This is a genomic window from Occallatibacter sp. (assembly GCF_049802275.1).
In the GTDB taxonomy this organism is placed as follows: domain Bacteria; phylum Acidobacteriota; class Terriglobia; order Terriglobales; family Acidobacteriaceae; genus Telmatobacter.
The window spans coordinates 1-7,251 of the sequence record NZ_JBARMD010000692.1 but is presented as its reverse complement, the minus strand read 5'-3'; the positions used below and the strand labels follow the sequence as shown (position 1 = coordinate 7,251).

Annotated in this window: 9 protein-coding genes, 1 tRNA gene and 1 pseudogene; 7 read left to right on the top strand and 4 right to left on the bottom strand. The window is 58.9% G+C overall.

The window, feature by feature from the left end; genetic code table 11:
• Positions 1–581 (bottom strand): adenosylhomocysteinase (locus WA354_RS23395; RefSeq protein WP_472815435.1); only part of this gene is annotated, 581 nt, incomplete at its 3' end.
• Positions 582–634: 53 nt separating this feature from the next.
• Between WA354_RS23395 and WA354_RS23390 the strand changes: the two genes are divergently transcribed.
• A complete protein-coding gene (locus WA354_RS23390) occupies positions 635–1,573 on the top strand; it encodes an ArsR/SmtB family transcription factor (RefSeq protein WP_472815434.1) in 939 nt (312 codons plus the stop codon).
• 7 nt (positions 1,574–1,580) lie between these two features.
• Here WA354_RS23390 and WA354_RS23385 read toward each other — a convergent pair whose 3' ends face one another.
• Entirely contained in the window at positions 1,581–2,018 is a 438-nt protein-coding gene (locus WA354_RS23385; RefSeq protein WP_472815433.1) for a cupin domain-containing protein, read from the bottom strand.
• Between the two features lie 135 nt (positions 2,019–2,153).
• On the opposite strand from WA354_RS23385, the gene WA354_RS23380 reads away from it, so the two are divergent.
• From WA354_RS23380 to WA354_RS23370, 3 genes are all read left to right on the top strand, one after another.
• Positions 2,154–2,510: an ArsR/SmtB family transcription factor gene (locus tag WA354_RS23380; RefSeq protein ID WP_472815432.1), complete on the top strand. Its 357-nt coding sequence runs from the start codon at positions 2,154–2,156 to the stop codon at positions 2,508–2,510.
• Between the two features lie 114 nt (positions 2,511–2,624).
• The gene (locus tag WA354_RS23375; protein WP_472815431.1) at positions 2,625–3,374 is read left to right on the top strand and encodes an SDR family NAD(P)-dependent oxidoreductase; all 750 of its coding nucleotides are present in this window, start codon (positions 2,625–2,627) and stop codon (positions 3,372–3,374) included.
• An 89-nt stretch (positions 3,375–3,463) separates the two neighbouring features.
• On the top strand, positions 3,464–3,688 hold the full coding sequence (locus WA354_RS23370) for a hypothetical protein (protein ID WP_472815430.1): 225 nt from the start codon (positions 3,464–3,466) through the stop codon (positions 3,686–3,688).
• 62 nt (positions 3,689–3,750) lie between these two features.
• Here WA354_RS23370 and WA354_RS23365 read toward each other — a convergent pair whose 3' ends face one another.
• Both WA354_RS23365 and kdsB read right to left on the bottom strand, forming a co-directional pair.
• Entirely contained in the window at positions 3,751–4,830 is a 1,080-nt protein-coding gene (locus WA354_RS23365) for a bifunctional transcriptional activator/DNA repair enzyme AdaA (RefSeq protein ID WP_472815429.1), read from the bottom strand.
• A 197-nt stretch (positions 4,831–5,027) separates the two neighbouring features.
• Positions 5,028–5,771 carry a 3-deoxy-manno-octulosonate cytidylyltransferase gene (kdsB, locus tag WA354_RS23360; protein WP_472815428.1) on the bottom strand — a complete coding sequence of 248 codons (744 nt, stop codon included), beginning with the start codon at positions 5,769–5,771 and terminating at the stop codon, positions 5,028–5,030.
• 191 nt (positions 5,772–5,962) lie between these two features.
• On the opposite strand from kdsB, the gene WA354_RS23355 reads away from it, so the two are divergent.
• From WA354_RS23355 to WA354_RS23345, 3 genes and pseudogenes are all read left to right on the top strand, one after another.
• A tRNA-Met gene (locus WA354_RS23355) sits at positions 5,963–6,039 on the top strand.
• 92 nt (positions 6,040–6,131) lie between these two features.
• Entirely contained in the window at positions 6,132–6,767 is a 636-nt protein-coding gene (locus tag WA354_RS23350; RefSeq protein WP_472815427.1) for an HD domain-containing protein, read from the top strand.
• A gap of 163 nt (positions 6,768–6,930) precedes the next feature.
• Positions 6,931–7,251: pseudogene (locus WA354_RS23345) on the top strand (S41 family peptidase); the annotation flags it as partial.

Here is a 7,251-nt window from a genome sequence, read left to right as displayed (position 1 = left end):
TCCTTCACAACCTTGTGCCAGTGCTGCTTGTCTTCTGCGTAAACCTTCTTCAACAGATCCTTGATGACCTGTTCTTCGTGGTTGCCTGAAGGGGTATCGACCCACTTGTCGCCATTTTCAAGTTCATAGCCTTTGTGAATCAGCAGCGTCACGTCGCCGCCATCATCCACAACCATCTCGGGTCCCTTGCCGCCCTTGTGAGCCAGCGCCTTGTAGGTGCAGTCCCAATAGTCTTCAAGGCTCTCGCCCTTCCACGCAAACACCGGAACGCCGCTGGCCGCGATTGCTGCCGCTGCGTGATCCTGTGTCGAGAAAATATTGCAGCTCGCCCAGCGCACTTCTGCGCCCAGGCTCACGAGGGTTTCAATCAGCACCGCTGTCTGAATGGTCATGTGCAGCGAGCCGGTGATGCGCACTCCCTTCAGCGGCTTTTCCGCTGAATATTTGTTGCGGATCGCCATCAGGCCCGGCATCTCATGCTCGGCAATTGAAATTTCCTTGCGGCCCCAATCGGCCAGGGCGAGATCGGCCACTTTGTATTCGGTCATCTCTAAAGTTGAAGACAGGGTTGAGGAAGCCATTCAGTTCTCCTTATATCGACGCATCGTGATATATTGATGTGTACCAGAAACCCATGGCTACGTCAATTGTGAAAATCCTTCGCGTGGTAGCCGACCCCAACCGGCTGCGCATTCTATTGCTACTGAGGGCCGAAGAGCTGTCAGTTGCCGAGCTGCAGGAAATTCTCGTCATGGGGCAAAGCACCATCTCCACGCATCTTTCGCAACTCAAGCAGGCTGGCCTGGTTGAAGACCGCCGCATCGGTAAAAGCAGCCTCTACCGCCTCCTAGCCACCTCCGGTGGGGGCGGTGTTTTGGACAAGCTTCTCGACGAGGCAGCACGCGAAATTCCTGAAGCCGTTCACGATCATGCCACCGCCCGCAGGGTCGTTAAGAAGCGCCAGGACAAGATGCGCGCGTTCTTCGATAGCGTTGCCGGGCGGCTCGGTAAGGATTACGTTCCCGGCAAATCGTGGAAGAGCGTGGCCGAAGCACTGCTCCGCCTGATGCCGTCCATGATCATTGCCGACCTGGGCGCCGGCGACGGGAGCTTCTCGCTCCTTCTGGCGCAAAGCGCCAAAAACGTAATCGCCGTCGATTCTTCCGCGAAGATGATTGAGTTCGCCCGCGAGCAGGCGCACCGCCATCACGTTAAAAATGTCGACTACCGCCTTGGGGATATGGAAGAGTTGCCGATCGACGACAATGCGGTCGACCTTGTCTTTTTCTCGCAATCACTGCACCACGCGCTCCATCCCCACCACGCCATTGCGGAGGCGGCGCGGGTTCTGCGACCGGGTGGCCGCATCGCCATTCTCGATCTCGCCAAACACCGGTTCGAAGAGGCGCGCGAAATGTATGCCGACGAGTGGCTGGGCTTCAGCGAGGCGGAACTGGAGTCGTACCTTGCTGCAGCGGGGTTCGAGAAAGTGCTGGCCTCTGTTGTTGATCGAGAAGACGAGCCGCCGCGCTTTCAGACGATGCTGGTGGTTGGCACCAAGCCGGTCGCCTAGTCTTGATTTACGCCGCTGGGGTGAGCCCGTGCCGCCGCATAACCTCGCCGATGGCTGCGAAGTTCGGCGGGCCTCCCGCTGAAGCCTTGAGTACTGCCGCAACCTCGCGAAAATATTCCGGGCCGAGAATACCTGGAGTCAAAACTGCAAGGCATTTCGCCGTTTCGGGATGAAGATTATCGAAGCGGTGAACCGCTCCGCGCGGGATGCACAACACCTCACCTGGACGGATCTCGTTGCGCTGTCCGTCTACCGTAAAAGTCATCACCGCCTGAACGCCGTAAATTGTTTCCTCATAGGCGTCATGCGAGTGTGCAGCCGGAACCTTGCCTCCCGGAGGTACCTCAAACTCAAACATTGCCAAGGCGCCACCCGTATCTTTCCCTTCGAGCAGGAAATGTATTGCCAATTCGCCGATTCTGATTTCTTCAGTGGTTTTGCTCATGTGTCGATTCTCGTTTTCTTTCCATTGAGTATTTGCGGTAGTAACGCCAGGAAAGATCGTGCATCGCATGGCGACACAAAGTTGTAACGGGCGCAAAACACGATACCATTGCATCCAATACCCAGGTCAAACGCGATGGCTGTGAAAGAAGATCTTCGAACGAGCGTCAAAACTGCGGAAACGCCTCGGCCTTTGCGGCTCAGCCGCGCTCAGCGCACCGCGCTCCTCAAAGCCCTCGCCGATCCCAAGCGCTTCGAACTGCTGGAGCGCATCTCCCGCGCTTCCTGTCCCCTGGGTTGTAGCGACGCCCGCGAAGCACTCGCCATCTCACCCGCCACGCTCTCCCACCACATCAAAGAGCTGCAAACGAGCGGGCTCATCGACGTTCGCCGCGAGGGGAAATTCCACTACCTCTCCGTCAAGCCTGGAGTTCTCGAGGCCCTGGCGACCTATCTCCAGTCCCTCAGCCCTGCCTCTTGCCCGACCCGCTGAAAGGTTCACAAGACAGATTTCCACAATCATCCTGAATCCTTCTGCCGTGCCGCTAATCAATTCGATAGTTGTCGAAACGTCGAAATGATGACGCTACGGCAGGGAGCAGAGATTATGAGCAAACTTCAGGGTAAAGTAGCATTGGTCACCGGTGCATCCAAGGGCATCGGCGCAGCTATCGCAAAGGAACTGGCTTCGCAGGGTGCGGCCGTTGCGGTGAATTACTCGGGCAGCAAGGCCGGAGCGGAAAAGGTCGTCAACGAAATCAAGCAGGCCGGCGGCAAAGCCATCGTGGTCCAGGCCAACGTGGCTGATCCCGATTCCATCGGACCCCTCATCAACACCGTGGTCAAGCAGCTCGGCCCGATCGACATCCTGGTCAACAACGCGGGCATCTATGAGTTTGGTCCGCTCGAGCAGATCACGCCGGAGCACTTCCACAAACAGTTCAATTTGAATGTGCTCGGCTTGTTGCTGGTCACGCAGGCTGCGGTCGCGCAATTCAACCCCAAGGGCGGCAGCATCATCAATATCAGCTCTGTTGTTGCCGATGGTTCTCCCAACGCGGCTGTGTACAGCGCCACGAAGGGTGCGGTGGATACGATCAGCGCATCGCTCGCACAGGAACTCGGCCCGAAGAAGATTCGTGTCAACTCGCTCAACCCTGGACTGATTGAGACCGAGGGTGTCCATGCGGCAGGCTTCATCGGCAGCGAGTTTCAGAAGGCCGCCGAAGCGCGCACGCCGTTTGGCCGCATCGGCCAGCCGAAGGACATCGCCACTGCCGCGGCGCTGCTTGCCTCTGACGAATCCGGCTGGATCAACGGCCAGGCCATCCACGCTGCAGGCGGCTTTCGGCTCTAAAACAGAAACCAGCTCCCCACGAAACCGGGCCCGTGATCCAGGGTCCGGTGGGCTGCAAGGCGGATGAATCACATCAGAGGATTCAAATCATGACATACATCTTGATTCCCACACTTTTGGTTGCGGCGCTTGGCTTGTCTGCCGCAAAGGCTGGCGATCTACTTCGCGGTCCGCTCTTCAAGGTCGAGCCGTGCCCGGACAATGCGAGCACAGTGGTGTGGCCGTATGAAGCTCAGGTCAGAAAGAAGCGAGCATCCGCACGCCGAATGGGGAAAGGCGCCTGGTTTCCGCTTAGCCACAGCGGGCGATGCTAAAGTGAGTGCCCCAGGTCTCGCGTTTGAGACCCGGGAAACAGCCAGCGCGCAGGAAAATCCGCTTAGGAGCCCGTTCGCTCTGCTTTGAGAATCGCCTTCTTGCGTTCCACTCCCCAGCGATAACCGGTCAACGACCCGCTCGCCCCCACCACGCGATGGCATGGAACAACAAGCGCAACGCGATTCATCGCGCAGGCGCGAGCTACGGCCCGCGTTGCATTCGGTTCTCCCATTTCGCGCGCAACCTCGCTGTAGCTACGGGTCTCCCCGCGTGGAATCTGCCGCAGTGCCTGCCACACGCGAAGCTGGAACACTGTCCCTCGCAGGTCGAGTGCACCGGGCAGTCCGCGATTCTCAGAGAGGTCCGAGCCTTCGCGAACGCTTTGCAATGCCGCGTCGACAAGCCGTGAAAGGGAGGGATCGCGCTGCAACTTGGCGGCAGGGAACTCCTCGCGGAGACTCGCTTCGGCCTCCGCCGCAGTCCCAGCCAGAGACAGCCAGCAAAGCCCGCGCTGTGTGCTTCCCACGATTACCCAGCCAAAAGGAGAACGCGCGGCGCACCATCCAATCCGTTCTCCTTCACCACCCCTGGCAAACCGCGTCGGCGTCATTCCCAGTTGCGCTCCTTCGTATGCCCGGCTCGACGAGCCAAACCCGGCCTCATAGATCGCGTCCGTCACGCGCCCGTTCTGTTTCAACGCCCCGCGCAGCTTGCCCGCCCGCAGCGACCGCTGATACTGCAGCGGGCTCACACCCATCTTCTGCTTGAACATGCGCTGCACGGTGAACGGGCTCATGTCTGCGATGCGTGCCAGTTCCGCAAGCGATACGGCGCGATCGAGGTTCGCCTCAAGGTAAGCACGAATCTCGTTTGAAGGATCACGAAGCGACGCGTTCGGACGGCATCGTTTGCAGGGGCGGAATCCGGCGGCCTGTGCTGCTGCAGTCGTCTCGAAGAAACGCACATTCTCGCGCAGGGGTCTGCGGCTCTTGCACTCTGGCCTGCAGAAAACGCCTGTAGTTGCGACTGCGTAGAAAAACTGCGCGCTGCTATCGCGTTCGCAAAGCTGCTGCCACGCGCGATTCTCATTGAATGCTTTCAAAGCCTGTTCCATGGTTGCGACTTGAACATTACTCATCATGGATTCATCGTCGCCGAAGTTCGATTCGCGTACACTCCGATTCTTGCTTGCAATTCGGAAAGCAGCCGGTAGCTGTTAGCCAGTAGCTCGTGGCTTATAGCCGGTAGCTGATGGCGGCTATAAGCTTTGGCACGGTCAGATGCTTGGCTACCGGCAAGTGGGTACTGGCTACCGGCTACTAGCTATCCGGCTAACAGCTACGAGCTTTCGGACCGCTCCAGCAGTAGCGCCTCCGCCCTCTGCAAATCCTCCTCCGTGTCCACTCCAATTGTGTCTGCCGGGGCTGCTGCCACGTAGATATCGATGCCCGCCTCCAGTAGTCGTAACTGCTCGAGCTTCTCCACCGATTCCAGCCAACCCGGGGGAAGCTCAGCAAACCTCTCCAGCGCAGCCTTTCGGTATGCGTAAATCCCCAGGTGCTTCCGATACCCCGCAAATCCCGCCTGGTCGCGATCGTGGGGGATCGTCGCTCGCGAGAAATAAAGTGCCTTTCCATCCTGCGCCGTCACCACCTTCACCGCGTGGGGATTAGCAATATCTGCCGCGGGGCATCGCACCGCCAGCGTCGCCACCTGCACCTCAGGCCGGTCAAACAAGCCCATCAGCGGTGGGAAGAACTCGGGCGTCAGGGTCGGCTCGTCGCCCTGGATATTGACATAAATGTCTGCCTCGATCTGCCGCGCCACTTCGCGCACGCGATCCGATCCGCTGGCACAATTCGCGGATGTCATCGCAACAGGAATTCCCTGGGCCAGACAAACCTCGGCCACTTCGTCGGAGTCCGTTGCGACCACCACCGGATCCATCAGACCGCTGCCGGCTGCCGCCCGCCATACCCAGTCGACCATGGGGCGTCCGGCAATCTCCCGCAGCACCTTGCGGGCGAGCCGGGTGGAACTGAGCCGCGCCGGAATCACCCCCGCAATCCGTAACTTGCTCATGCACGTGAGTCTACAAGACTGGCCTCGCCGCGTTCATCCTCGCGCCGACCTTCGCCAGGCGCCTGCCATGCCTTAAATCCTCTCAAACTTTCGTCTACTGCGTTCGAGGTATCCCAGGCAATGGTTTGACCTTAAATTCAACCGCCCGTATCATCTAGAGTTGTGCAGTGGTTCCGCTGTATGCCTCTTTAGGCGGGGTAGCTCAGATGGTTAGAGCGACGGATTCATAACCCGTAGGTCGGCAGTTCGATCCTGCCTCCCGCCACCAAAACCCCAAACCAGAACACGATATATCACTTCATCCGGCGAACTGTTCTGGCCAGGGACAGCTTTGTGCGTTTCGAAGAAGGGAAACACTGAATGCCAACCACCGACATGGACCCGGAGCTTCATCTCACTGACCGGTTTTCCCGTGCCATCGACTATGCACGTCACCTTCACATCGAGCGCCGCAAAGCGACTCGGATCCCGTATGTGGCACATCTGCTCGGCGTGGCGTCGCTGGTGATGGGCGAAGCAGGCCAGGTGCCGTTTCCGGTTACAGAAGACATGGTGATTGCGGCTCTCCTGCATGATGCAGCCGAGGATCATGGTGGCCATACCCGCCTTGCGGACATCCGCAGCAACTTCGGACCGCAAGTTGCGCGCATGGTCGAAGGTCTCTCCGACACCTTTGCGGAAGACCCCTGCGAGAAAGAAGACTGGGATGTTCGCAAAAAGTCTTACCTTGAACGCCTCCCTCAAGAATCGCCGGAAACCCAGCTCATCTCCGCGGCCGACAAGCTGTACAACGTGCGCACCATCCTCGATGAGTACCGTGCGATCGGGCCAAGGGTCTGGGAGCGTTTTCACCGCAGCCGTGACCAGCAGTTCTGGTACTTCAACTCTCTACTAAGGGTCTTTAAATCAGCAGGAACCAACCGAATAGTCGAGGAACTTGATCGCGTGGTTGTCGAACTTGCCCGCTTATCGGCCACAGGCGAGACAGCTCGATAGTTAATCCTCCCTGGGGCGCGCCCGACCCACCCGATTAAGCCCGGCAGACCTTCCGCACCGCACCGTCGCCCGCTACCCCGCGTTTTCCTTTTACCGGTTGCGTTATCATTGCGTCTAAAGACTAGCGGCCTGCTTCCCCTCAGGGGCCCTAGCGGTGGTGTGTGTGTCCCGACTCCTTCAGAGACTGACCTTCGTCTTAGCAGCAACCATTTTTGCCGCCCTCGGCCTCGGCTTCGCGCTGGGCGAGTTCGGTATGTTCGGCGTTCACGCCGGAGCCGAGCAGGATGGCGCCTATCGCCAGATGCACGTCTATGCCGAAGTGCTCAAGAGAATCCAGAGCGACTACGTCACCGATCCCAACATCAACACGGTGACGACCGGCGCCTTGCATGGCCTGCTGGAATCGCTCGACGCCGACTCCAGTTACCTTACGCCGACTGAATACAAAATCTACAAGGATCGTCCTGCCACCGGAGTGGCCCAG